The sequence below is a fragment of the Aquipseudomonas guryensis genome (assembly GCF_014164785.1).
GTDB lineage: Bacteria > Pseudomonadota > Gammaproteobacteria > Pseudomonadales > Pseudomonadaceae > Aquipseudomonas > Aquipseudomonas guryensis.
The window spans coordinates 373,129-398,979 of sequence record NZ_JACJFN010000002.1; the positions used below are offsets into that span (position 1 = coordinate 373,129).

The following is a 25,851-nucleotide window of genomic DNA, read 5'->3' on the forward strand; positions in this document are numbered from 1 at the left end:
TGAACATCAAGCCGGGACATTGCCCATGCGCGCTCCGTCGTTTGTTACGTCTTCGCTGCTTCTGCTGAGTCTGCTGGCCCCGATGCTGGCAGTGGCAGCAGGCAAGTGCGAGCGCCTGGTGGCGACAGGTAATCCGGAGTACCCGCCTTACCTCTGGCGTGACCCGCAGAATCCACAGAAGCTGATCGGCGCCAATGCCGATCTGTTGCAGCAGATCGGCGAGCAGATCGGCGTCGAGATCGAGGTCGTGCACACCGGTCCCTGGTCGCGCGCCCAGGATGAAGTGCGCACCGGCCGCGTCGATCTTTTGGCCGGCGCCTTCCTCACCTTGCCACGCCTGGAAAGCATGGATTACGTGCATCCGGCCTTCTATATCACGCCGAGCATGGTCTGGGTGCGCAAGGGCCACGAGTTTCCCTACAGCGGCTGGGAAGACCTGCGCGGTCGCGTCGGCGGGACACTGGTCAACAACAGTTTTGGCCAGCAGTTCGATGCCTTCGCCAAGGCCAACCTGACCCTGGAGAACGTGCCCAGCTTGACCCAGGCCTTCCAGAAACTGCTGCTCGGGCGCACCGAATACGTGCTCTACGAACGCTACCCCGGCGTGGCACTGGCCAATACTCTTGGCCTGATGGAAGACCTACAGGCGCTGGAACCCCCAATTTCCAGCGAGGGCCTGTTCCTTACCCTGTCGCACAACTCCGCCTGCAACGATCCCTGGCTGCGCGGACAGTTGGCGAAAAAAATGACAGAATTGACCGCCACCGGGCTGCCGGAAACCTTGTTGCAACGCAATCTTGAGCGTTGGAAAGTCCAGCAGCTGCAGCCCGCCAGTGTCCCGCCGAGTGAGTAGGAAACGTTCAGTGAACAAGCAAATTGCAAGCGCCGCCCTGGCCTCGCTGCTTCTGGTCGGCTGTGCCAACGACCCTGCACCGACCGCCCAGATGGGGCTCACCGTCAAGGCTGTGGAACAGGCCCGTGCGGTAGGTGCCGATGGGCAGATTGCCGAAATGCAGCTGGCCGAGAAGAAACTCGCCCGTGCGGAAAAGAACATGGGCGAGGAAGATTTCAAACGCGCCCGGGTGTTCGCCGAACAGGCCGAACTGGATGCGCGCCTGGCCGAGGCCAAGGTGCTGACGCAGAAGAGTCAGGCGCAACTGGACGAGTTGAATACCCGCATCACGCGTCTGCGCAAGCAGCTGGGAGATCAGCAGTGACCCGTCATCATGGCCTGGCCGGCGCGCTGCTGTGCCTTACCCTGCTCGGTGGTTGTGCCACCAGCCAGGACAGCGTCGAAGCCTTGACTGCTGCCGAAGCGAGCTTCCAGAAGGTCAAGGAAAACCCGGACGTCTTGCGCAGTGCACCGAAGGATGTGATCCGCGCCGGCGAGTCCCTGGCACGTGCGCAGCGCCTGTCCAGCTACTGGGGCAGCAGCGACGATGTGCTGCATTACGCCTATCTCAGCCAGCGTTATAGCGAGATCGCCAGCCAGCACAGCGAGCTGAGCCTGAATCAGGAGCGTGCAGTCAAGCTGGAACTGGAGCGTCAGCGCCTGCAACTGGCCCTGCGCGAAGCCAAGCTGCTCAGCTTGCAACAACACGGCCAGTGGTTCGATGAGCAGATGGCCAACAACCTGGCCGCCACCGAAACCGACCGTGGTCTGGTGATGACCCTGGGCGATGTCCTGTTCGATGCCGGGCGTGCCGAACTCAAGGCGTCGGCCAACCGTACGGTGCTCAAGCTGGTGCAGTTCCTCCAGCTCAACCCGCGGCGCATTGTGCGCATCGAGGGCTACACCGACGGGCGTGGCGATGCCAAGGAGAACCTCGAGTTGTCCCATGCCCGCGCGCAGGCTGTGGCCGATGTGCTGGTCGATCTGGGCATCGACAGCCAGCGCATCAGCGTGAAGGGGTTTGGCGAGGCCTATCCGGTCGCGGATAACGCCTCCAGTCGTGGTCGTGCGCAGAATCGCCGGGTGGAAATCGTCTTTTCCGATGAGACCGGGCAGCTGCAACCCGGTCGCTGAGCCACGCAAGACTCGACACAGCCCCGGTAGCCGCAAGGCTCCGGGTTTTTTTCTGTCTGCGCGAAACGGGCAGGGTGGGTGGCACAGTTGCCTGAGTTGTACGAACGCGACTGTGCTGTATGGTCGAGAAAAACGACAACTGTACCCATCGTTATTGCGCATGTTCGGCTACTGTTCTGGTACAGAAGCTCAGTGAGTTTTCGCCATGACCAGTTTGTTGCTTTACCAACGCATCGCCCAGCAGCTCGCCGAGGATATTCGCCGCGGCGTCTACCAGCCTGGCGAGCGCGTGCCCTCGGTACGCAAGATGAGCTCGCAGCTCAGCGTCAGCCACGCCACCGTGTTGCAGGCCTACGCCAATCTGGAAGATCAGGGGCTGATCCGAGCCCGTCCGCAATCCGGCTTCTATGTGCACCAGAGTGCCGCGCTGACCGCCTCGACCCCGGACATCGCCCGGGTCGAGCTGCCGGGGCTGGTCACCCGCAGCAGCATCATCAGCCAGGTGCTGACCGATTCTCGTCAGGAGGGTGTGTTCCCCTTGGGCGCCGCCGTGCCGCACGTCGATTACCTGCCGGCGCGGGCGCTGCACCAGCAGTTGGCCAAGGTCACCCGTTTCCACAGCCCGCGTGCCTTCAGCTACATGTTCAGCCCCGGTTTCGAGCCGCTGCGGCGCCAGGTGGCGATCCGCATGCGCGATGCTGGGGTGGTGGTCGATCCGTCGGAAGTGGTGATCACCCATGGTTGCGTGGATGCCATCCACATGGCCCTGCGCGTGCTGACCAAGCCTGGCGACCTGATTGCCGCCGAGTCGCCGACCTACTACGGCCTGCTGCAGCTGGCCGAGCTGCTCGGTCTCAAGGTCATCGAGATTCCCTGCGACCCGACTACCGGGGTGAGCCTGGAAGCCCTGCAGTTGGCGGCCAACCAGTGGCCGATCAAGGCCCTGGTGCTGACTTCGCGGCTGAGCAACCCCATGGGCGGCAGCATGCCCGAGGAGCGCCAGAAGCAGTTGCTCAAGTTCACTGGCGACTACGGCATCCAGGTGATCGAGGACGATATCTACGGCGAGCTGCTGTTCGAGCCGGGTAGGATCAAGGCGCTCAAGGCCTACGACCGCGAGGATCAGGTGGTGTACTGCTCGAGCTTCTCCAAGACCATCTCGCCGGGGGTGCGCATCGGCTGGATCATTGCCGGGCGCCATCAGGACGAGATCGAGCGCCTGCAGACCTTCAGCACCCACTCGGCCTGCAGCGTCACCCAGATGGGCGTGGCCGCCTACCTGGAGAATGGCGGTTACGATCGTCACCTGCGCCATATCCGCCAGGAGTACCGCAAGAACATGACCGCCTACCAGTTGGCTGTGCAACAGTACTTCCCGGAAGGTACGCAGATGACCCGCCCGCATGGCGGTTTCATTCTCTGGGTCAGCCTGCCGGGGCGGGTCAGCGCCAAGGAACTGCATGTGCGGGCCTTGCAACAGGGCATCAGCGTGGCGCCGGGGCTGATCTTCAGCAACACCGAGCAGTTCAACAACTGCCTGCGCCTGACCTGCGGCGTACCGTGGAACCGCGAGGCCGAGCGGGCGATGATGACCATCGGCATGCTGGCCGGGCAGCTTTGCCAGGAGGCCGGCGTGCTGCACTGAGAACCTGTTTACGATCTCCTGACTCGCGGCCATACCGCGTTAAAAGTGGCCTCAAAATGCTCATTTACACTTCGTAAACTGCGCTTTTTCGGCCACTTTTGCCTTGTCTGGCTCTAATTCAGAAGATCGTAAACAGGTTCTGAGAGATTGATTGTTCACCCGGCTTAACCCGAATGATTTGATGGCGTCGTCTACCTGAGCGAGTGAACCTTTCGCCCCAGGAGACCGCCATCATGTCCGACCTCACCACCCTGATCCGCCAACCCCTGCTCGCCGGTTTCAGCGCCGGCCTGGCCCTGGCGCTGGCCGCCTGCAGTGCCGCCAATAACGACGCCCATAGCGACGCCGAGAAAAAGGCCGCGGCCAAACCGGTTGAACCGGTCGTGCAGCAGCACGTGCTGCATGAGGAAGTCGACGCCAATGCGGCCTATCGCGCGCCGGCCAAGATCAAGGCCGAAGCCGCCAGCGTCGCCGGCGCCATGGAAGCGCGCAAGATGATGCCGCAGAGCCTGCCGATGATCGCGCCGGCGCCCATGGCCGACAGCGCCCAGTTCGGCTATCAGGACGTGTACCGCGAGCAGTACCAGAAAGTCGCCGACAACCCGGTGCATGCCGTGGCCGAGCAACCAGTGTCGACCTTCAGTATCGACGTCGACACCGGCAGCTACGCCAACGTGCGGCGCTTCCTTAACGACGGCAGCCTGCCGCCCCAGGATGCGGTGCGCCTGGAGGAGCTGGTCAACTACTTCCCCTATGCCTACCCGCAACCCCAGGGCGACACTCCATTCGGCGTCGGCACCGAGCTGGCCACCTCACCGTGGAACCCGCAGACCCGCCTGCTACGCGTGGCGATCAAGGCCTCCGATATGCAGGCCGCCGAGCTGCCGCCGGCCAACCTGGTATTCCTGGTCGATGTGTCCGGCTCGATGGATCGCCGCGAAGGCCTGCCAATGGTGCAGAGCACCCTGAAACTGCTGGTCGACCAGTTGCGCCCGCAGGACCGCGTGGCCCTGGTCACCTATGCCGGCAATGCCAGCGTGGTGCTGGAATCCACTGCCGGCAGCGAAAAAGCCAAGATCCGCGCGGCCATCGACCAGCTCAGCGCTGGCGGCTCCACTGCTGGCGAATCGGGCATCCAGCTGGCTTACCAGGAGGCGCAGAAGGGCCTGCTCAGGGATGGTATCAACCGCATCCTGCTGGCCACCGACGGTGACTTCAACGTCGGCATCAGCGACTTCGAAACCCTCAAGCAGCTGGCCGCCGACAAGCGCAAGACCGGCGTGTCGCTGACCACCCTGGGCTTCGGCACCGACAACTACAACGAGCAGTTGATGGAGCAGTTGGCCGACGCTGGCGACGGCAACTACGCCTATATCGACAACCTGCGCGAGGCGCGCAAGGTGTTGGTGGATCAGCTCAGCTCGACCCTGGCCGTGGTGGCCAAGGATGTGAAAATCCAGGTCGAGTTCAACCCGGCCGAGGTTAGCGAGTACCGCCTGCTCGGCTACGAGAACCGCGCGCTGAAACGCGAGGACTTCAGTAACGACAAGATCGATGCCGGCGAGATCGGTGCCGGGCATACGGTCACCGCGCTGTATGAAATCGTCCCGGTCGGCGCCAAGGGCTGGCTGGAACCGCTGCGCTATGCCCAGGCCGGCAAGGACGCGGGCAAACCCGGCGAGATCGCCTGGCTGCGCCTGCGCTACAAGGCGCCAGAGGGTGGCAGCAGCAAACTGGTCGAGGTGCCGATCGGCAAGGGCGAGAGCGTTACCCCGATCGCCCAGGCCAGCGAGGACCTGCGCTTCGCCGCCGCCGTGGCCGCCTTCGCCCAGCAGCTAAAAGAGGGCCAGTACACTGGCGACTTCGGCCTGGCCGACAGCGCCAAGCTGGCCCGTGGCGCCAAGGGTGAAGACCGCTACGGCCTGCGCGCCGAGTTTGTACAGTTGGTGGAATTGGCGCAAAGCCTGCAACTATCTTCTAAAGGTACACCAGTAGCGATAGAGTGACGTTCTAGCCTTTCTGGAGCAGTAGCCGTGCCTTATGCAGTCCCTTACATGCGATTTAGCTTCAGTCGTCAAGGGCGCGGCTCCTCTATCGAGCGGCAGGAGATGATGATCGGTGAATGGCTGGGGAAGCATCCCGAGTACACCCTGTACCCCAAGACCTATAAAGACCTAGGTCGCTCAGGGTTCAGCGGAGAACATCTGAAGTTCGGTTTCGGGAAAATGCTGAAAGCTATTGAAGACGGCTTGATCAGCAGCGGGGACGTTATCCTTGTTGAGGCGTTTGACCGAGCTGGACGCCTACCGCCATCCGATATGTTCCCGATCCTCTCGGGGATTGTGAAGGCCGGAGTAAACATCGTCACTCTAGACGATGGGATCACATACACTCTCGAATCCGTAAACAATAATCATTTATTTCTTCTGCTAGCCAAAATTCAGCAGGCTCACAATTACAGCTCTTTGCTCTCTGATCGGATAAAAAAATCATATGCCAATCGGGTGGATAGAGCGAAAGCTGGTGAGAAAGTAAAAGTCAGAACCCCTATTTGGCTTAAGGATGGCGAGCTAATAGAAGATTTGGTTCCTATAATTCGTCAGGTATTCGAACTATGGGCAGAGGGAGTAGGGGCATGGTCAATACTCAAAAAAATTCAAGACCAACACCCAGCCTTGAAGAAGGTTAATGTTTCTACAATTAGTGAGTGGGTGCGCAATAAAACAGCTATAGGTTATTGGCGAGATATCCCTGGTGTTTATCCTGCCGTAGTCGATGCTGAATTATTTTATCGCGCAAATAATAGACCTGTTAGATCAATTCCTACTCGTAATCCGAGGAAGCACTTTGAAACGGGGCTTATAGTCTGCGGTGTTTGTGGTGGGAATATGGTCAGTAAAATCGATAAATTAAAATCTGCGAAAGTTGTATGTGGAACACGCTCCCGTAAAGGCATTGATGCTTGCTCTAACTCCAAGAATTTCCCTCTTGATGTGTTCCTCTATTTAATAACTACAACCTCGACCGAGGCAATGCAGCAGGCGTTACGCAGGCATCAGTTATCTGACAGTGAAAAGAAGGCAATTGTTCTTCGCGGTAAGGTTGATGAGCTTGGTAAACAGCTTAGCAATTTGTATAAGCTGGCAGCAATAAACTTAACAGATGAATTGCAGCAGGAAATTGAGCGTAAAATTTTTGAACGGGATCAGGCGCAAGTGCAGATCAAGGCGCTAGAGGTTATTTCATCAGTGAACGAGGATTGGGGCGCAGCAGTAGAAATTAGTGACGATATGCGAATTGATGAGCCTGAAAGAGCAAATGCACTTTTAAGATCGGTTGGATATGCCCTCAAGGCTTTTACGAATGGGACTATTGAAGTGCCTTGTAAGGATATAAATGGAATTGAGCTTAATCCTTGCAAGTACGAAGGTTACAGTAAAAGGAAAGATGCATATATTTTATCTACGGGCTCTGGCGTTTTGGAGATTCTAAATTTTGCATCAAAGCGGCATCTAGCTACTCTAGAAGAATATTAGTTTATAATTTTTAAATGCGTAGGCATTGTCTGTCGCTAGATGTTTGCGATAAAAATAGGCTTTTTATGAATGTGGATATAAAGAAAAAACATCATTATGTATATAGAAAATATCTAGAGAGTTGGGTGAGGGATGGAAGTGAAACTGAAGTTTACTATTTGAGTAAGAAAGGAAAGATTTCTTCAGATAGCGTTACTGGAATATTGAGGGAAGACTATTTTTATAAATTCAATCCTCTCAGGAGTGGTGACAAAGAAATATTTGAGCTGTATATAAGCAAATTTTCTCCCGTGCATTGGAAAAGTAGTGTTGAGCTGCTAAATTTTTTCTTGATGTTATCTAAAGGATATTACCTGTCGTGTGATATTGGCGACAAAAATTTACAGGATTCAATAATAAACAACACTATTGAAGATATTCAATCTAGTGTGGAGCTTGATGCCTTGCCAAGTCTAAAAAAATTATGGCGTGGGGATTTAAATGCTTTAGATGATAAAGAGGAACGAAGGAAATTCTGTTTGTTCCTAAGTTTCCAGGCTTTGAGAAATAAAGGCCCGAGGGACGAAACAATAGCAAGGCTGGGGACTATAAAGCATGAGAATACCATTTTATTAGAAAGGTCTAATTTGTTTTTTGAGAGGAATTGGAACTTGATAATGATCATGCTTGCATCAAATATGGCGAAGAATATATTTGATATGTTAGGGGTGGGTGGTTATTGTCTTTTGAAAAATTCATCGGCTAAGCCTTTTATAACAAGCGATAGGCCTGTAAATAATGTACACCCTGATGAGGTAGTAAAGCCAGCAGGCACGGAGCCAGAAAGTATTGACTTCTATTATCCGCTTTCGCCCGGATTGGCATTTTATATGCCAGAGTCAAAGCCTGTGACTCAGAAATCTAGGTCAATTACAGAGAGCGAGGCTGATCGGCTAAATACCTTAGTTGCAAAGGCTGCATTTAAAACAATCGTATCTAACAATGAAGAATCAATTGTCAGATACAAGCGTTTCATTAAGCGCTAATTGTTTTTTTTGGTGCAAATTCCCATAGTAAATATTTCGATAATAGTGAGTGGGTCTACAGGTAATAGCGCCATTCTGTGAAACTATAGGTTGTTTGCTTTTTTAATGGCCGAAACTAAGGCTTCAATTTTGTCAGCCAAATCGTAAATGTCTAACTCTGCATCATAGTTACACACGGATTTCGCAACTTTTACTTTGTCAATATTTTTAAATATATCACCGTTAGATTCCCGGAAGGGAAGGACGTGATCAAATTTACCCGTATTGTGACGTTCCAAGAGTCTTTCTTTATATACATCTTTAAGAGCTGCTGTCATGGTCTCTTTAGGAATGTAATTTTCGATCTCACGCCCATCGCAAATCCAAACTATCCCGCCATCAAGTTCTACTTCTTCCTTAATTCTTAACTTAGTAGAATTCACGGCATCTGAATCAGATCTTTTGTCGCTGTCTATAATGATTGCCATGTTTCTGTTTAGCTGACGTAAACTTATAAGCGCGTCAGCGCCTTCCTCACTGAAGTCAGTGTCTTTAGCGCTTAGGTGGCTCAGTAATCTACCGCCGTAAAACATAATAGAATATTCGATTCCTTCCCTTAGACTAGAATCCAAAGACTCAATCCAATGGCTAATGTATATGCGATCTGATGGGCCCTCCACCCAAATTATGAAGTTGGCCTGAAGTAGATCGGATGCCTTGTAACCAAGATCATTGCATATGTTGAATCGCTCATTGCCAGTAATGGCAGGTGTTATCTCTGTGCATCCTTCAACGTTACGCACGTGGAAAACAGATGCGCCAGAAGTATCTATTAAGCTGGCGGAGTGGGTTGCAATAAAGTATTGATTGCTAGTGTATTTGTTTAGATATCGTATTAGTCTGCGCTGAAGAATAGGATGTAAATGTATTTCTGGTTCTTCAATGCATACAACTTGGTTGTCTAAAATAGTGCAGAAAGAGGCTAGCATAATTACTTCATGAATGCCTGTGCCTAGCGATTCAAGTGGTAGGATTTTCCCATCGATTTCAACTAATACATGCTCTCGCGTATGTGGTATTTCTATTCTGGCAGTGCTGTTGTCAACAACTGCTTTGAGAAAATTGTTTATTAGTTTAAATTTTTCGAGATTGGCTCTTTCGGTGAGTGCTGGCTGTTGAAGCTCGGCAAGTTTGTTAATAAGTCCTGCTCCGCTCAAGCTCTCAAACGGCCTATCCAGATTTGATATTTCACGAATAGCTGGAACTAAAGATACCTTCGGATTTTGAAGCTCCATATTGGAGGTCAGAACTTCCAGAATTTGTGGTATCCAATGCGCTCTAATGTCCCCGCCTGTTCGATTGCAAAGTGCTCTCCATATCCTTTGCCATGCGTGGACAGGAATAATGTCAACTAAGCTTTCAATGTCGTCATGCAACAGGGTCGGCGGTGAGTTGCCATCGCCACCTTTAATCCAAACGAAGTTGTTTTTTGTTAAGCTGCGAATTAATATTTCAAGGTACTCATCATTTAGTTCGCTATAGTTAGAGTTGGCCGTGGTGGTTTTTTTGATTTTCCTCCAGAAATCCTTATACGGCACTCCTGTTGCAGCAGTAATTTGAGATGTTGAAGCTCCATGATGGATCTCTAGTGGTGAAAAGTTAGGTGGGCTCGTTCGAGGGGTTTTGATTTTGTTTAGAACTGCACCGTGATGGTTTGTAATAAAATTCAAAACATTGGACTTTCCCGCATTGTTTTCTCCTATGAAGAAGTTAAATCGGGAAAATGGCGCAATGTATTGAATCTTATGACCGATGCCGCGATAGTTGGAGATCGCAACGCCTTGAATATAAATGTTGTCTTCCATGGTTCTCTCGGTTGACTAGACTGCGATGGCTTCGCTAATAGAAACTAATCATATTAAAATATGAATAGGTTTCAAGCTTGCTCTTTTTTTCCTGCTATTCTTGGCCATCGAACACGCATGGAGGCGCACCTGATGGCATTGGTACTGACCCGTAAGGATGGAGAATCCCTAGCCTTCTCCTTCCCTTCTGATATCACCGAAGCTGAGCTTAAAACCCTATTGCAAGACGGCATCACCATCACAATCAGACGCGATGCTCGTGACCACATAAGGCTTATGATCGAGGCGCCAGACTTCTGCTCGGTCTCCCGTGGTGAGCTTCTGAGTAACAGTTAGGAAACCTGATAGGGGCTGTATCCCCTGGGCTCTAAGGCTGCACGGGCGCTCTAGCAAGAAATAACAATAAATGCAAGCTTTAGTTTAAATAAAGCTTGCATTTATCGCACTTAAGTGTTATAATATAGGTATAAGGTAGAGGTTTTAATTTATCTCTATCTGTACTCCGTCGCACCCACTCCCTAAATAATTTAATAACTCCGGAAACCCATTCCGCGAGCCGCATATTTGCGCGCTTGCTTTTTGCGTTTCTTTCACAAAAGGAAACTAACATTTGAATGAGCACTGAAATTAAATGCTGTTTTTGCTGTGGTAAATACTTCACCGCCGTAGGCGATAAAGTCAAATGTTGCAGTATTCGCTGCGCGCTAACACTCAATAGAACCTAAAAGGTAAACCCTGTGCGAATCGGACTAAATGAGCAGACTGAAAGAGAGTTGATTTCTGTGATGAATGAGCTTAACTGCGGAACTCCATCTCTTACTGTCATTGAATTAATCAAGCACTATAAAACAACTAAACAATTCCCGAGCGAGGAAAATAATGAAAATAGAAAGGAAATGCAAGGCTTGCCGCAAGCCAATTAGAACGTCCAATAGTAAGAAAATCACTTGCAATACATCTTGCCGCAAAGCGTTACAGCGAAGAAAATTATCAAAAATTCAAAAAGAAAACTTTAGCGCAACATCCTTTGGAAAGTGGTTAATAAACCAATGCAGGCGCTCAAGGACTGTTCAGATAATACAGGGTGTAGACATTCAGTCTCTGTATAACCTCTGGAGCAGATGTAGTAAATACAACGGGTTTAACAGCGGGCTAAGTGACCGATATTGTCTGTCACACATTGCTCCAGTTACAAACCGCCAAGGCATCCTAGCCTTACTACATCCACAGAACCTTATCGTTGCCCCAACAAGCTACAACTCAGCTCGGGGGAATAGTTGGGATGGCGTTTCTGGTAAATACCTAACTGCCGATCAAATAGACGACTCCTTTACGATCTATGGAAATGAGACAACATCCAGAATCGAGCAGTTGATTGCCAAGGTGCTGGGTAGAGGTTTTGATGACTTTCTAGAGTCAACAAAGCTAGCGGCTAGTGCAAACAAAAAACTTGCAGACAAGCTTAAAAATCTAGAGTGCCCTGTACCTGTCAATCACCATACTGACTATGAAACGCTTTCAAATCTGGTAGAGCGGTACGTATCTCATGATTGTGATGCAAGATCATTTTGCACTCCATCCACGCCTGTGCATTTAGTATATTGGGAGGAGGCAGTGCGTCTTGGGGCATATGTAGATGAAAGCAACGTTTTCTGTGCGGAGCCGAATTGGGATTATCTACACAACTCCTATGTTTCTGGTTGTTTTGCCTACAAACTAGAATCAAAGGAAGATATTGACCACAAAACCTTGTTGATTTGGCAAGAAGGCGAACTGCATTGCATCTCTCTAGAAACCCATCATGGGACAGAAAGCCTTATAGAGCGCATTGCGTATGTCCCAATCTTGGACATAGACCAAGCGGAGGGGGTTAACAGTAAGGGCTACAGATGGCCTAAAAACGATCCGTGGGACGAAATCACACTAGATTTCTGATATTCCTCTCACTGCTTTTGATTTTGTCTCACCTTTTTGCTCTACACGCCTAGTGCCACAAGGGTTTCAGCGTTTTTAACTGTGACATATTTAGATGGTGTTTCGGCGTAAATGCTGTTCTGAGACCTTTCCAAAAGCAAAACAAATCCATCAGGCGATAGCTAGAAAGCGTGTGTAAATTGCCTAAATGGTCTATAGCCTCTATGGCTAAACTGATAGAAATCTCTGCAAAGCAAACGCCTGATAATCGCTGAATTCGCAAAGAATGCAGCAATCTCGCACCCTGTAGCTATATCTGACATTTAAAATAAAGAATATAACAGGCCATCCTCATGCCTGTTAATTTCATGCTTTCTGCTGTTTAAAAATAAGCTCTATATAAAGCAGCAAAACAAATAAACATAAATTCAAAACACCAAATTTAAAAACCTAGGTTCTCCACATAAAACGCTGGCGGACACCTCTTGAGCTGGGTGTCTGCTGGCGTGTGGTTTTTCAAACATAAAAGGAAAATACAAATGACTAATCAAGAAATTGAACAATTGAAATCCCTAGCAACCTTTAATCAAGAAAAGCTAGATCAAGTAATTGAGCAGGCTAAGGCTGGATACGAAACATCACAGAATTTTGTGTTTCAAAATCCGGGAGAGATGCTGAGAGAGATTCAGAAGCTATACACATTGGGCTATGAGCCCACATCGCGTTACACACACCAGTTTGTACTACCAGCGTTTTACTCAGTTTGGCTGACGAAACCATTATCAACACAGCAGTCAGAGCTAGTGGATGTAATGACGCAAGCAGAAGCCGCCTACAGGCGAGACCTTGAGGTCTATAAGGCTCAGTGGCTGGAGGCAGCAGCGCAGGCCTTGCTAGACGCAGAAGAAGCCAAGCAATCACAGGCTGCACAACTAAAGAAAGACAAGCGCTTAGCTGAAATCACAAACCAAATAAAAGGAACAATTTAATATGACCCCAACCATTATCTTTCGGGATGAGCGCCTAGTTGATCTAGTGTTTACACTCAATCTCAATTCAATCGAACAAGCCATAAAAGCCACCAAAAACCGTCTTGAAGGCCGCAACCAAAGAGGTAGACCCCGCCGTCTATCGGCACAGCAGGTGGCTGAAATCCTCGTTTTGTTGAGGGAAGGGAAAATATTGAAAAAGGATATAGCTGCGCGATACAGCGTCACGCCGCCGACAATCACTAAAATTTCGAAAGGTGTTTATCTAACGAATGCCGATCAAATTGAAATTTGAGGAAAGGATTAAATGCTAACTGATCTTTTTAAAGCCCGGATGCAATTCCCACTACAGGAAATGACAATCACAGAGGCTATTGATGCTGAGAAAACAAAGGCTTCTGTGATTCAACGGAAATTGGAACAGAAGCAGCAACAGATGATAGCTCTGGAAAACGAGCTATTGATTCTCAAACAGAAATTAGCGGTTGCTCAGGCCCAGGCCCAGGCTAAGAAGGTGACTGCCAATTCAGTCAAAGCAGCACCAGTCAAATCGGCACCAGTACTCAAAGCACCAGTAGTGCCAGCACAGCCAAAGCCTGCAAAGCCCGCTGAGTCTTTCACAATGACGCTTCTACGAAAAATGTTCGGCAAGTGACAGGGGCTGGGCGCATGGTCAAGCATCGCTTGGGATGTGATACTCAGGAAGTATCTGATAGCTGTCCGTTCCCCCCTTTTTTGGATGCAAAAATATGGCACTAAGCTTTGGAAGCCGCACCGGATGGCTACGCGTTTGGGTTGTTGTGGTCGTACTGTTGGGAGTAGCTTGTGCTATTGATTTCAACCGTTCAGTGCCGACTAGGGAGGGGCTTCAGAAGGAGATGTCTGCAGCATTATTAGGGGTACTACCTACTAATGCTGCTAGGCACAACGAGCTAATTTTGGGTTACAACGGAGTCGCTTGGAGTGAGCTAGATGTTGTCACGCGCAGGATAGTTGTAGAGCAGGTCTATCAACCTCGTTTCAATCGGCTAGAGGCTGATCGGGATATCTACATTTTTAGTGGGGTTATTCTCTGGATTGTATCTAGCTTGCTTGTTTATGTTCTTGGTTGGGTGGTTGCTTGGGTCATTCGTGGATTCAACGCTCCGCAGGCATCAGAGTGAATTCATTTGAGTAGAGCCATAAGACCACTCGTCAGTGAACACAAATACCGTATTCATTAGGGTTGATTTTGGTATGAATACAGCCCAGACTACCAGCATCTAGAGGTAAATGAATACAGAGAGGCTTCAAATGGCACAGGTTGGATACGTTCGCGTTAGCTCGGTTGACCAGAACACAGCACGCCAGTTAGATGGTGTGTCACTCGACAAGGTATTTGAAGATAAGGTGAGCGGTGCAACCACCGACCGCCCACAGCTTCAAGCAATGCTTGAGTACGTCCGAGAAGGCGACACTATCAACGTCCATAGCATCGACCGCCTTGCCCGCTCTTTGGCCGACCTCCTGTCACTTGTGGAGTCCCTGACTTCCAAGGGCATAGCTATTCATTTCCACAAAGAACAGCTCCATTTCACTGGTGAACACAGTGCTATGCAGAAGCTGATGCTGTCGATGATGGGTAGCTTCGCAGAATTCGAGCGCTCGATGATCAAAGAGCGCCAGCGTGAAGGCATCGCCAAGGCTAAGGAAGCAGGCGTGTACAAAGGTAGGGTGAAAACTGTAAATGATGATCAGATTCGCGCATTCATTGCAGAAGGTAATTCCTACAGGAAGGCAGCAGAATCATTATCCGTATCACTCTCCACTGTTCAACGCGCAATGAAAGTAGTGGCATAAATTTTGTTTGCAAAAAGCCCCCAGTTAAGGGGGCTTTTTTATGTCTGTGATTTCTAAGTATGTAGATGCTCATTCACAAAAACTAGAGCCTGTAAAGAGTTTGGATATTTTAGAATTACTAGAGCTCGCCATTATGCTCTAGAGTTGCTGGCTAAGCATCCATCGCCATTGTCAATGAAGTTATTCCCCTAGAGTTTTCATGCAATCAATCGGTATGGATATTTCTGTAACTTAGAATCTTGAGTTTCACGCATGGGATAAACGTTTTTTTGAAAAAATAGATACTCGCCTTTATCACCTTCTAAAATCGTTTTCTTGGCAAGGTGGTAGCTAAGTAGCTCCTCACTACAGGTCGGCGTTTTCAGGGGCTATTCCCCTAGTAAGTACTGTGCTTTGCGGATCGATTGAGGCCCAGTCTGGGCCCATCCTGTACTGCTGTTTGCTGTCTTGTGAAGACGCCTAGTCACCCTCACAGAAAGTTGCCAAGCTCTTAACCCCGCTTGTGAGGGTGCTACGTCTACATAGTGAACCCAGTGTCACAAGCTGATTTTGGAGTACCTTTGAAAGAAAAATGCCTGCAAACTCCGCAAAACGTTCAAGTCAGGGCCGACTAATTGAACCAACCCTTGAGAGACGCTGACGCCGCCTTGTTGCGGCGTTATCGCAATGGCGAGGCCGCGGCGTTTGCGCAGCTCTACGAGCGCCATCGCCTCGGCCTGTTCCGCTTTCTGCTGGGCCTGTGCGGCGACCATGCGCTGGCCGAGGAGGTGTTCCAGGACACCTGGATGAGCCTGATCCGCAGCGCCAGCGAGCAACGCGAGGCGGTGCTGTTCAAGACCTGGCTGTACCAGATCGCGCGTAACCGCCTGATCGATCACTGGCGCAAGTCTGGTCGTCACCAGGGAAAGCTCGATGAGTACGACGAGCAGCAGCATGCCAGCGCCGATCCGGGCCCCGGCCCCGAGCAGCAACTGCTGCTCAGTCGCGACCAGGAGCGCCTGCAGGCGGCCCTGGCCGATTTGCCCGAGGAGCAGCGCGAAGTGTTCCTGCTGCGCACCCACTGCGACCTGGAATTGCACGAGATTGCCGACCTCACTCAGACCCCGGCGGAAACCGTGAAAAGTCGTCTGCGTTACGCGTTGAACAAGTTGCGTCGGCTGCTGGCCGATCCGGCTTCGGCCGAGGAGGTATCCGCATGAGCCCCCAAGACAAAGAACTGCAGGACAAAGACCTGCAGCAGGAGCAGCAACTGCTGCAGCACTACCGTCAGCACAGCCAGGGCGAGCCATCTGCCGCCGTGGATGCGCTGATCCTCGCCGCCGCCCGCCAGGCCATCGCGCCGGCCACGCCCAGCGCTGCCCAGCGCCTGCATGGCTGGCTGTTCGGCCGCGGCAGCCGTACCCGCTGGTCGGTGGCATTTGCCGGCCTGGCCACGCTCGGTATCAGCCTGAGCCTGACCTGGCGCACTCAGGAACAGGCGCCTACTGCCTACGACATGCCTGCGCCGGTCGCTGCCGAGGCGCCGGCAGCCCCCATGCTGCGTGAAATGGCGCCACAGGTGGCCCGCGAGGTTCATCAGCCGTATGCCGAGGTGGAGAAGAAAAAAGCCGAGGCGGCGAGCAAGAAGGCCGAGGCAGCCGATTCCGTTGCCGGAGCGGTCGCCCCCAACGTGGCCTACAGGGCCGCCCCATCGGTCACCGCTGTGCAGCCTCAGGCAGCACCGGCCAAGCCGGCTTTAGCGCCGCCGACCGAAGCACTGAGCGATGCGGCTGCCGCTGAAGACCTAGCCGTACCGGCAGCCCCGCTGACCGAGGCAGAGGCCCGCGCCCGTGCGGCGGCCAAGGCCAAGGCGATGGCAGTGGTCCAGGCCAAAGCCCGGGCTCAGGAGGCACAGGCGCGTGCGCAGACGTTGCCTACGGGCCAGGCCTCGATGCTGGCCGAGGAGGGGCCCGCGCTGGAGCCGCGTCTGCGCGATGTCTTGCGCCTGCGCACGGAAGGCCTGCAGGACGAGGCCGACAAACTGTTGCAGGCCCTGCGCGCGGAATATCCGCAACTGGATCTGGATGCCGAGCTCAAGCGCCTGCAGGGCGAGACGGAAAAGCCGGCCAGTTCCCGCTAGTGGCGCTGGTGTACGGCTAAAATGCGGCTCCTTCTCGCGCAAGGAGCCGCGCCGTGTCGTACGAAGAAACCCCAGAAGAGGCCAAGGCACCGCTGAGCAAGATCGTCCTGATGTTGCTCTGGGAACTGGCCAAGCTGATCGTGCCGATTGCCGCCGTGGCCCTGCTGCATCCTCTGGCGGCGTTGGCGGTGGTGCTGTCGTTCAGCCTGTTGACCTGCCTGTGCGCCTGGCTCAAGTGGCCGAAAACCGCCAAGGCGCTGAGCTGGTTGCTGACTGCCTCGGTCATCGGCTTGAGCTTTGCCGTGTTCGGCTGGATGCCCAGTTGGTGGGGTATCCCTGTCTGCGTCATTCTGCTGCTGGTCGGCATGGCCTCTGTGAGCAGTTACGAGCGCTACCTGGGGCTGGCCAAGGCCAAGCCGCAGCCGATCGAGACGTTCGCGCAGCGCGGGGCCAGTGCCTGGCATGGCGATGACCTGCTGACGCCGGAGGGCGAGCCGGTGCGCTGCCTGTCCATGGGCGAAATCGCCATGGGTGGGCCGACCTACGGCACCTACCTGTTTCCCGATGGCGTGCTGCTCGACGGCTTGGGTTCCTCGCTGCGCTTTTCCAACAGCGGCCGCTACTTCGCCGCGCCCTTGCCGAGCCGTGATAGTTGGGGCCTGCTGATCCTCGATCGGCAGGAGCGGCGGGTGTACCGCAATGCCGAGATCGGCGAGTTCTGGGAAATCGACGAGTTCACCGACCAGGCCATCAGCGGCCGGCACAGCCCGCTGGTGGGTAACCAGAGCTATCGCATGGCGCTGACCGACCTGCTGGCGCAAAGCACGGGCGTCGACCTGGTGGCGGTGCGCGACCTGTGGCTGGAACCGGGCTGGCAAGCGGCGCCTGCGTACAAGACGTTCCCCGCGCCGACCGGCGAGCATCGCCTGCGTGGCATCAGCCACCTGCCGGACAGCCTGCGCGAGCTGGACGACCCCACCGAGCTGCTGCGCTACCCGGCGCTGCGCCTGGAAGTCGATGGCGCGCTGAGCGAACTGCTGATCGATGCCGACGAGCAGCCGCTGTGGCGCGCCGATGGTCAGGCCTTGGTCTGCCACGCCATCACCCTGGGCGCCACCCGGCGCTGGCCGCGCGAGCTGTGGCTGTGGCAGGCCGACCAAAGCTGGCGGCAACTGCCCGCCGGCTGGATTCAGGCAGAAGACGAGCCGGACCTGTCCTGGGATGCGCCGATTCGTCTGGACCAGGATCAGCTGCAACTGGCCGGCACCTTCAACGCGCCCTATCTCGATCACCTGCATTTTGGCTACAGCCTGCACAGCACCTACAGCGATAACGAGGTTGGCGTGGGCCACGATGCTGAAGGGCGCATTCTGCTCGGCGAGTACCGCCGCAGCCGCCTGACCCTGCTACAGCCGCTGGCCGGGCAGGGCGTACGCGGTGAAGCGGGGCTGTTGAGCCAACCGCTGCTCGGCGACGTAGCGGCACGCTTCGACTGGCGCCGCGACAGCCAGGATGGCCGCCTGGGCGTCTATTCCTGCCGCATCGGCGACTGGCAGCTGGACGGCGACTGGCTGCTCGATCACCGGGTTTCCGACTGCGGCCGTTACCTGGCCCTGGTCGCCTTTGCCGAGATCCCGGCGGTGCCACATCGAGTCTGCGTGGCCGATCTGCAACAGCGCCGCCTGCTGGCTTACGCCGGGCAGCCGCTGGTGGCGCGCCTGCTGGACTTTCGCGGCGGCGTGCTGAGCCTGGCCGAGGTGTTGGGGCGCTTCGGCCGCGATGAATGCGATACGCCGCTGCGCCGTTTCGACCAGGCCGCCCCGGCCGCCAAGCGCGCCGCGCGCTTTGTCGAGGGAGACGCCAACACGCGGCCCTATTACCAGCCACTCGCTTTGCGCGTCGGTGAGCAGGATCTGCTGGCGCTGCCGAACTGGCGCCTGATCGAGCGACCGCAGGTGGCCAATGCCGATGGCGACTTCGTCCTGCCCGCGCCGGGCGGCCGTGATGCGGCCTGGTTGTTCGGCACGCAGAGCGAGTTTTGCGACCACTATCTGCGCGAGCGCCATCCACGCGGCGGCGGCTGTTTACTCACCGCTTCCGGCCTGGCCCTGGCCAACGTGGGGCCGTCGCTGATCTGGTCGGAGGATGGCCGCTACCTGGCCCTGACCCGTTATATCCGGCGCATGGAGGCCAGCGAGCGGGTCGACACCGATCAGTGGCACCTGCTGGTGCTCGATGTGCAGCAGCGCACCCTGCGCGATACGGCCAGCCATATCGGCTGCATGCCACAGTTCCTCGGTTTCGACGCCAACGGCATCGAGCTGCGGGTGCTGCCCAGCGACTGGGAGCACGAAGACTCGGCCAGCGAATGGCAGACGCGGCATATCGACCTGAGCCAGCTGCTGGCGTTGTGCTCGGTCGAGTTCGAAGCGTGTGGCGCGCTGTGGCTACCCCCCGAGGAACTCGCACGGGCCGGCCAGTGGCAGCGCCTGGAGAGCAGCCATCTGCAACCCTGGCGCCTTAGCTAAATAGTCTGGAAACATCATGGCAAAGCGGTCTGCTTGCCATAACGCCGGGCAGGGGTGAGCATAAGGCGTCCTGTTTCGATCCTGCCTGCCATGACAGCTTTTCGTATCACTGCTCTGGTGCTGGCGCTAGGCCTGCTTGCGGCCTGCGACGAACCACCCAAGCCCCGCGCGCCGCTGCCGACCCCGCCGCGCACCGAGGCAGCGCCCGCTCCGGCGAGCGAGCCGCCGGCCCATGCGCCGGCAGAGCCAGTCGTCACTCCAGTCGTCACTGAGGCGGCTGCCAGCAAGCCGGCCGTCAGCGCCAAACCTGCTGCAACGCCCAGTCAGCCGCAAAAGAACCAGCCCGTTCCCGCCAAGGTGCAGTCGCCAGCGGTCGCTAAGGTGCGGCCGGTCAAACCCCAGCCATTGCCTCCGGCCAAACTCGATCTGCGTCTGCCGGCTGAACTGGTCGAGCAGATGGAGTTCGAGCCGCTAGAGGAATTACCGGCAGAGCCCTTGTTGCCACCGTTGTTCGTGGAGAAACCAGCCGAGCCGGGTCCGTTTCAGCTCAATGGTCGCTTGATCACCAATGACCAGAGCGAGGACTACTGGGATTCGGTGGAAGGCGCCGAGCTGCAGTTCGAGTTTCGTAACTAGCAAACCGACGAAAAACCTTATCTCGCCAAGGCGGATAGATTTTCAACGGCTTGTTGCTGGTCAGGGCTGGGTGTTCTGGCGCCACAGCTGTGCCCAGTTATCGGCCCAGCAGCAGTGGTGGTCGTAGCCTTCCATCACCTTTACTAGGGCGTGATTGCCAGCCGGATAGCCGGCGACAAAGGCTGCAGCCAGCTCGGGCGGTATCACTCGATCCAGACTACCGACCAGATGTACCTGCTGCCGCATGGCCAATGCAGGGCGCAGGTCGGCTGGATTGAGTGAATCCTGCAGCGGCGTGACCCGGTGATGGCGAGTCCAGGCGGCATGATCGAGGTTGCCGGCGACCGTGATCACGCGCGCCACATCCTCGCGCCGCGCCGCCAATAGCAGGGCCAGGGCGCCGCCGCCGGAATAGCCGATCAGTACCAGGCGCTGAGCGCCGGCCCGCACTTTCAACTGCTCGGCGGCCTGGTCGAGGCTGTGCACCACCTCTTCGGCGAAACGTGCGTCGGTCCAGTAGCGCTTTTGGCAGGGCTCACGGTCAGCGTCAAGGTACTGGCAGGGCCGGCCCAGGTAGGCGGCATTACCACTGGGCTGCGCCAGGGCCAGGCGCAAGGCGATGGGGTCGAGCGGGGTCGGGTCGGCTGACGACTGGCGAGAATTGAGCCAGGCGAAACCGTCGCCTTCCAGATAGATGGTCAGCTCTTCGCTGCGGGCTGACGGTGCATAGGCTTGTACACGGAAGATCCCTGTTTGCAGCTGCAGTGCCTGCCAGTGCTGCCTTTGCGCCAGGATTGACGCCTGCTGACGACGTTCGTCGGGGCTGGGAAAGGAGGCGCAGGCCGCCACTAGTGCCACGCCGAACAGCGGCAGGAGATGGCTCAGTCGCATGTACGGATGAACTCCTCGAATTTGCCGCCCGGAGCACGGGGGAATGGCATCGGCGAAGTAGTGCAAGCTGAGCCTGAACGGATGGCCTAGCGCATCCCGAATGATGCGTGCCAGCACAGCCTGCTGGTTAGTGCCGAGCATGCGTTTTACCACCAGGCGTACCTCAATGGCATCGGGAGCATGCTGCACCACTTGGTACTGCTGCACCAGTGCCACGCCGCAGTAACGGTCGACTCGATCCATAGCCGTGCGCGGGCCGTTTCGCGCAGCCTCCATGGAGGATTATCTGCCACGGCGTGGGCAGACATGCCGCCATGTTGGCGGAGGTGGCGCAGCAAAGCGGTTCGCGAACGAAACGGGGCATATCTGCCAGGGAGACTTATGCAGCGATTGGAGAGGACGCACACGCTTGTCTGTTCCACAGGTACTATCGTGGGCGCCTGGCGCAGATCAATGTCGAGTTGCATGGCGAAAAGGTGTTGGTGGCGCCGGGGCTAGCTGTTTCCGCCTGAGCTTGTGTTTGTTGTGCTCACAAGCCGAGAGCGAGTCGCTATCTGTTGCGCAGCTGGCGCGTTGATTGGGGAGAAATCAAAGATGATGCTGCGTATTCCGCAGGTCCTGAGCGAACAGCAGCTCGGCGAGTTTCGCCAGGTGTTGCTGCATGCGCGTTGGATGGATGGCCGCGCTACGGCCGGGCACCAGGCCGTAAAGGTCAAGGACAACCTGCAGCTGCCGGTCGATGCGCCAGAGGCCAAGGCCCTGGGGCAGGTGATTCTGCAGGCGCTGGAGCGCAATCCGCTGTTCATCTCGGCAGCGTTGCCGAAAAAAATCCTCACGCCGCGCTTCAACTGCTACCAGAGCGGCCAGTCCTATGGTGCGCACGTCGACAATGCGGTGTTTGGTGAGCAGGGGGAGCGCATGCGCACCGATCTGTCTGCCACCCTGTTCCTCAGTGCGCCAGGGGAGTACGACGGCGGTGAGTTACTGGTGGACGACACCTACGGCAGCCACAGCGTCAAGCTGGCGGCAGGCGACCTGATTCTCTATCCGGCAAGCAGCCTGCACCGTGTCACGCCGGTGACGCGAGGGGCGCGGATCGCGGCCTTTTTCTGGATTCAGAGCATGGTGCGCGACGATGCCGAGCGCAGCCTGTTGTTCCAGTTGGACAACAGCGTGCAGCAGCTCAATCGCGAACTGGGTGGCGGTCATGCCAGCTGCGTGCAGCTGGCCGGGGTGTACCACAACTTGCTGCGGCGCTGGGCCGAGGTCTGATCCGGGCACCTGAGCGTGCAAAGCAAAAGGCCACGACATAAGTCGTGGCCTTTTGCATTCACATGGCGCTGTTTAGAAGGCCCAGCGTGCCTTGAGCGAGGCGCCCTGGTTGGTGAAGTCGCTGCGGGCCTCGGCGTCGTAGCGCAGGGTGACTTCGGTACCGCTGGCCAAGGTGTGGCTCAGACCCAGGCCGGCGCGCGCCAGCCAGGGCTCCAAGTCCAGGCCTGGGGTCTTGAAGGCTGCACTGGATGCGCCGGCATAGGTCGAGGTGATGGAGCTGTCCTCATCGATCACGTCATAGCCGGCACCGAGGTTGGCGCTGAGCACAGTGGCATCGCTCAGGTTGAAGTCGAGCTTGCCATCGACGCTGAGCAGCAGCTCCTCGGCGTCGTTGCTGTCGACATCCAGATCGAGCGCGCCAGCCCCTTTCTCGCGGTAGGACTCGCTCTCGATCCAGGTGTAGTCGGCACGGGCCGAGGGTACGAAAGTCAGCTGCTCGGACAGGCGCAGGCTGTGGCCGATACCGACGCCGGCGTGGAAGTTGTAGCCGTCGTAGTCGGCTTTGGCGGTGGCGTCGGCGAAGGGCATGTGGCGCTTGCTATCGGTGCGGTTCTGGCCGCCGTCGAGCTGGAAGTTCAGCTCGGTGTCTGCTGACAGGGCATAGCTGCCGTAACCGATCAACTGGAAGGTGTCGATGTCGGCGCTTTGCGGGGCAATGTTCGAGTCATTATCCAGATTGGTCTGGGCGTAGGCGAAGGCCAGGCCGAGGCGAGTGTTTTCAGATACCGCCGCATCGGCACCGATGGCCAGGCCCTGTGTATCGGCATCGAAGCCGGAGATACCGTCGCGCTCGTCCTGATCGGCCCAGGAACCGAAGGTTTTGATCCACAGGTTTTTTTCGGACAGAGGCGCATCACCGGAAGACAGGCCGCTGTTGTCACCCTGGCGGGCCTGAATCACGCGATTGATGCCGCTCAGCGTGTTACCGATGGCGTTGCTGGTATTGCCGGCGACGGTGGGCAGGGTCTGGGTGACAGCGTCGGAGACTTCTTGCTCGCTGCTCAGGCCAACGAAGTAGCCGGCCAGCTCGCCGTCCGGATCGTTGCCGATGGCCTCGTCCAGTACGCCAGCGGCGCCTTTGGCAGGGCTGTTACCGGTGTTTATCACGCTATCCAGCACGCTGCTGCCCTTACTCAGCGTCAGGTCGACGGTATTGCCGTCTTTGACGGCACCGAAGTCGAACAGCTGTGAGTTGTCGCTGACGGCGAAGGTGCCATCGCTGCTCAGGCTGCTGGCGCTCAGCACATCCTGCAGGCTCTTGGTGCTGAAGCTGTAGTTGGGGTTGCTGACATCGACCACGATCTTGGCATTGCTGGCCAGAGTGGCAGTGCCGTCGACCGCCAGTTTGCCGTAGCTGCTGTCGCTGGCCACGCCGATTTTCAGGGCGCCGCTCGAACTCTGGTTGTAGTCGCCATGCAGGTTGCCGGTCACGCCGGCAGCCAGGCTCAGGGTACCGGCGTTACTGAGGCCGTTGCTGACTACGATGCCATCGCCATACTCGATGCCGGAGCTGGAAATGCCCGCACTCATTCTCAGTGTGGCGCCGTTCTCGATGATCAGGCGATCGACGTAGATGGCATTTTCATTGGCGAAATCGGCACCTGACTTGAGGGTAAGGGTACTTTCCAGGGCTGCCACGTCGCCAATCAGGCGCGCTTGAGTACCAATGATATTGATCTGAGGCAGGCTGTTGCCCGTGTCAGTGGCCGAAATGGCGAATTGATCGCCGCTGAGGGTGCCACTGTTGTTGAGCGTCCCCAACTGGCTATTCCCGCCTATGACAAGCGCGACGTTGTCACCGCTGATGGTGCCGCTGTTGTTAAGCGTGCTGAGGCTTGTCTCGCCATTGAGATAGACACCAAAGCCCATGCTTCCGCTACCGCTGATGATGCCGCTGTTGTCGAGCGTATCGACAGTGACTTCGTTCTGCGTGTAGATGCCGAGATCGCCGCTAATGGTGCCGGCATTGCTGATGCTGTCGACGCTCAGGCTATACGCGAAGCCATCCAGGGTGATGCCGGCGTATGCGCCTTCAATGGTGCCAGTGGCCAGGTTGCTGATGCTGGTACCGCTTTCCGTGCCCTCACCGGCATACAGCAAAATGGCGGACCCATCGTCGGAATCGGTACCGCCGGTATTGATGATGCTGCCGGCGTTGCTGATGGTGCCGAAGCTCTGGAAGGCGTAGACAGCAGGGGCGCCTGATTCGGTGATGCTACCGGTACTGGTGACCGTCACGCTGCTGCCATCAGGCAGGTCGCACTGAGAGGTCTCGGCGCTGCTGATGGTCGTACTGGCCCCGAAGCAAGTGCCGACGGCCTGTGCGCTGCTTGCCAGCAGGCTCAGGCCCAGCCCTGCGAGAATCTGTACACCGCCACTGCGTTTGCCGCATGCGCTAGTGTGTTCGTCGACCACGACGAAGGCATTACGGACGTGGCTCCAGACGATGCGAAAGGCTTTGTTCATGATTTCCCCAGGAAGGCCGGACGAAAGCCGGTCGATAGTGCAACGGGCAGTATTTATTGTTTTCGACGCATATTTCCGGCGATTGCTGCCAGCCGGTCGAGTGCTGGCATTGTGCCTTAATTTTGCCGCGCCTGTGACTAGGGTTTTTTACCGATGAACGGCGCGCTAGTGCAAGGCTGGCGCGCTAGCGTAGGGTTCAGTCGACGAACAAATCGGTCATCAGCTTGCCGGTCGGATCGTAGCGGTACTGCTCGAAGTCCGTCTGGCCCTGTTCGCGCAGAATCTCTTCGTCGATCAGCAGGCGGCCGCTGATGGTGCGTTCGCTGCTGGAGAGGATGGCGCAGGCGGCGTCGGCCATGATCGCCGGCAGGCGTGCGGCTTTCATTACCGCAGGGCCGCCGGCCTCGAACTCGATGGCGGCGGTGGCGATCACCGTCTTCGGCCACAGCGAGTTGACGCTGATGCTGTACTTCCGGAATTCCTCATGCATCCCTAGGGTCAGCATGCTCATACCATACTTGGTGGTGGTGTAGGGGCCGTAGCTGGCGAACCACTTGGGGTCGAGGTTGATCGGCGGACTGAGGCTGAGGATGTGGCCCTTGCTCTGTTTGAGGTAGGGCAGGGCTGCCTGGCTGCAGACCATCACCGCGCGGCTGTTGATCTGGTACATCAGGTCGAAGCGCTTGGGCTCCAGGTGTTCGACGCCCTTGAGGCGGATGGCACCGGCGTTGTTGACCAGCGCGTCGATGCCGCCGAAGTGGGCGGCGGCCTGGGCCATGGCGGTCTTCACCGCTTCTTCGTCGCGTACGTCCAGTTGCAGGGCCAGGGCCTTGCCGCCGGCGGCCTCGACCTCGGCAGCCACCGAGTGGATGGTGCCCGGCAGCTTGGCGTGGGCTTCGGCGCTCTTGGCGGCGATGACGATATTGGCGCCCTGGGCGGCGGCCTTGAGGGCGATCTCGCGGCCGATGCCACGGCTGGCGCCGGTGATGAACAGGGTTTTGCCTTGCAGGGACATGCTCGTGCTCCGTGGCTTGTTGTTTGTTGTCGAGACCCTTACGTGG

The 25,851-nt window shown here is 56.0% G+C and carries 22 protein-coding genes; 18 read left to right on the forward strand and 4 right to left on the reverse strand.

Annotation, left to right across the window (positions count from 1 at the left end; all coding sequences use genetic code 11):
* Positions 1-25: 25 nt before the first annotated feature.
* From H3H45_RS09445 to H3H45_RS09475, 7 genes are all read left to right on the forward strand, one after another.
* Positions 26-853, forward strand: a complete 828-nt coding sequence (locus H3H45_RS09445; RefSeq protein WP_182833479.1) for a substrate-binding periplasmic protein — start codon at positions 26-28, stop codon at positions 851-853.
* Positions 854-944: 91 nt separating this feature from the next.
* Positions 945-1,217, forward strand: coding sequence for a DUF4398 domain-containing protein (locus tag H3H45_RS09450; RefSeq protein ID WP_182833896.1), 273 nt, complete (start codon positions 945-947; stop codon positions 1,215-1,217).
* Entirely contained in the window at positions 1,214-2,026 is an 813-nt protein-coding gene (locus tag H3H45_RS09455) for an OmpA family protein (RefSeq protein ID WP_182833480.1), read from the forward strand. The genes H3H45_RS09450 and H3H45_RS09455 overlap by 4 nt, the downstream gene beginning before the upstream one ends.
* 205 nt (positions 2,027-2,231) lie before the next feature.
* Positions 2,232-3,671: an aminotransferase-like domain-containing protein gene (locus H3H45_RS09460; RefSeq protein WP_182833481.1), complete on the forward strand. Its 1,440-nt coding sequence runs from the start codon at positions 2,232-2,234 to the stop codon at positions 3,669-3,671.
* Positions 3,672-3,904: 233 nt separating this feature from the next.
* Positions 3,905-5,677 carry a vWA domain-containing protein gene (locus H3H45_RS09465; protein ID WP_182833482.1) on the forward strand — a complete coding sequence of 591 codons (1,773 nt, stop codon included), beginning with the start codon at positions 3,905-3,907 and terminating at the stop codon, positions 5,675-5,677.
* A gap of 27 nt (positions 5,678-5,704) precedes the next feature.
* A complete protein-coding gene (locus H3H45_RS09470; protein ID WP_182833483.1) occupies positions 5,705-7,207 on the forward strand; it encodes a recombinase family protein in 1,503 nt (500 codons plus the stop codon).
* 65 nt (positions 7,208-7,272) lie between these two features.
* Positions 7,273-8,232 (forward strand): DUF4238 domain-containing protein, encoded by a 960-nt coding sequence (locus tag H3H45_RS09475; protein ID WP_182833484.1) that lies wholly within the window; start codon positions 7,273-7,275, stop codon positions 8,230-8,232.
* 83 nt (positions 8,233-8,315) lie between these two features.
* Here the strand turns inward: H3H45_RS09475 and H3H45_RS09480 are convergent, their stop codons facing one another.
* Positions 8,316-10,076 (reverse strand): ATP-dependent nuclease, encoded by a 1,761-nt coding sequence (locus tag H3H45_RS09480; protein ID WP_182833485.1) that lies wholly within the window; start codon positions 10,074-10,076, stop codon positions 8,316-8,318.
* A gap of 132 nt (positions 10,077-10,208) precedes the next feature.
* Between H3H45_RS09480 and H3H45_RS09485 the strand changes: the two genes are divergently transcribed.
* The 10 genes from H3H45_RS09485 (at position 10,209) to H3H45_RS09530 (ending at position 20,101) form a co-directional block, all read left to right on the forward strand.
* The gene (locus H3H45_RS09485) at positions 10,209-10,412 is read left to right on the forward strand and encodes a carbon storage regulator (RefSeq protein ID WP_182833486.1); all 204 of its coding nucleotides are present in this window, start codon (positions 10,209-10,211) and stop codon (positions 10,410-10,412) included.
* A 543-nt stretch (positions 10,413-10,955) separates the two neighbouring features.
* Positions 10,956-12,011 carry a hypothetical protein gene (locus tag H3H45_RS09490; protein WP_182833487.1) on the forward strand — a complete coding sequence of 352 codons (1,056 nt, stop codon included), beginning with the start codon at positions 10,956-10,958 and terminating at the stop codon, positions 12,009-12,011.
* A 518-nt stretch (positions 12,012-12,529) separates the two neighbouring features.
* The gene (locus H3H45_RS09495; protein ID WP_182833488.1) at positions 12,530-12,979 is read left to right on the forward strand and encodes a hypothetical protein; all 450 of its coding nucleotides are present in this window, start codon (positions 12,530-12,532) and stop codon (positions 12,977-12,979) included.
* Position 12,980: 1 nt separating this feature from the next.
* Positions 12,981-13,274 carry a helix-turn-helix domain-containing protein gene (locus H3H45_RS09500; protein WP_182833489.1) on the forward strand — a complete coding sequence of 98 codons (294 nt, stop codon included), beginning with the start codon at positions 12,981-12,983 and terminating at the stop codon, positions 13,272-13,274.
* A gap of 12 nt (positions 13,275-13,286) precedes the next feature.
* Positions 13,287-13,634: a hypothetical protein gene (locus tag H3H45_RS09505; RefSeq protein ID WP_182833490.1), complete on the forward strand. Its 348-nt coding sequence runs from the start codon at positions 13,287-13,289 to the stop codon at positions 13,632-13,634.
* 638 nt (positions 13,635-14,272) lie between these two features.
* Positions 14,273-14,818 carry a recombinase family protein gene (locus H3H45_RS09510; protein ID WP_182833491.1) on the forward strand — a complete coding sequence of 182 codons (546 nt, stop codon included), beginning with the start codon at positions 14,273-14,275 and terminating at the stop codon, positions 14,816-14,818.
* Positions 14,819-15,432: 614 nt separating this feature from the next.
* Positions 15,433-16,017: an RNA polymerase sigma factor gene (locus H3H45_RS09515; protein WP_182833492.1), complete on the forward strand. Its 585-nt coding sequence runs from the start codon at positions 15,433-15,435 to the stop codon at positions 16,015-16,017.
* Positions 16,014-16,937 (forward strand): hypothetical protein, encoded by a 924-nt coding sequence (locus H3H45_RS09520; RefSeq protein WP_182833493.1) that lies wholly within the window; start codon positions 16,014-16,016, stop codon positions 16,935-16,937. Before H3H45_RS09515 ends, H3H45_RS09520 begins: the two co-directional genes overlap by 4 nt.
* Positions 16,938-16,990: 53 nt before the next feature.
* Complete coding sequence (locus H3H45_RS09525; RefSeq protein ID WP_182833494.1) at positions 16,991-19,465, forward strand: hypothetical protein; 2,475 nt, start codon at positions 16,991-16,993, stop codon at positions 19,463-19,465.
* 90 nt (positions 19,466-19,555) lie between these two features.
* Positions 19,556-20,101, forward strand: a complete 546-nt coding sequence (locus H3H45_RS09530) for a hypothetical protein (protein WP_182833495.1) — start codon at positions 19,556-19,558, stop codon at positions 20,099-20,101.
* A 60-nt stretch (positions 20,102-20,161) separates the two neighbouring features.
* Here H3H45_RS09530 and H3H45_RS09535 read toward each other — a convergent pair whose 3' ends face one another.
* Positions 20,162-21,235 (reverse strand): alpha/beta hydrolase, encoded by a 1,074-nt coding sequence (locus H3H45_RS09535; protein ID WP_235983549.1) that lies wholly within the window; start codon positions 21,233-21,235, stop codon positions 20,162-20,164.
* A gap of 351 nt (positions 21,236-21,586) precedes the next feature.
* Between H3H45_RS09535 and H3H45_RS09540 the strand changes: the two genes are divergently transcribed.
* Positions 21,587-22,264: a Fe2+-dependent dioxygenase gene (locus H3H45_RS09540; RefSeq protein ID WP_182833496.1), complete on the forward strand. Its 678-nt coding sequence runs from the start codon at positions 21,587-21,589 to the stop codon at positions 22,262-22,264.
* A gap of 72 nt (positions 22,265-22,336) precedes the next feature.
* Here H3H45_RS09540 and H3H45_RS09545 read toward each other — a convergent pair whose 3' ends face one another.
* Positions 22,337-24,790 (reverse strand): autotransporter domain-containing protein, encoded by a 2,454-nt coding sequence (locus H3H45_RS09545; protein ID WP_182833898.1) that lies wholly within the window; start codon positions 24,788-24,790, stop codon positions 22,337-22,339.
* 196 nt (positions 24,791-24,986) lie between these two features.
* Positions 24,987-25,805, reverse strand: a complete 819-nt coding sequence (locus tag H3H45_RS09550; protein ID WP_182833497.1) for an SDR family oxidoreductase — start codon at positions 25,803-25,805, stop codon at positions 24,987-24,989.
* Positions 25,806-25,851 lie beyond the last annotated feature (46 nt).